At 48.7% G+C, this 263-nt stretch carries 1 pseudogene; it reads left to right on the forward strand.

The features are described from left to right. A pseudogene (locus B7708_RS00155) lies at positions 1-263 on the forward strand (LPXTG cell wall anchor domain-containing protein); the annotation flags it as partial.

Consider the following 263-nt stretch of genomic DNA (forward strand, 5'->3'; position numbering starts at 1 on the left):
GTATCAGCGTCAATCAGTGCAAGCCACTCAGCAAGCACAAGCTTGAGCAACAGCGTATCAGCGTCAATCAGTGCTAGCCAATCAGCAAGCACAAGCTTGAGCAACAGCGTGTCAGCTTCAATCAGTGCTAGCCAATCAGCAAGCACAAGCTTGAGCAACAGCGTGTCTGCTTCAATTAGTGCATCTGAATCAGCAAGCACAAGCTTGAGCAACAGCGTGTCAGCTTCAATTAGTGCTTCAGTATCAGCAAGCACAAGCTTGAG

The sequence above is a fragment of the Streptococcus oralis subsp. dentisani genome, assembly GCF_002096615.1.
In the GTDB taxonomy this organism is placed as follows: Bacteria; Bacillota; Bacilli; order Lactobacillales; family Streptococcaceae; genus Streptococcus; species Streptococcus oralis_U.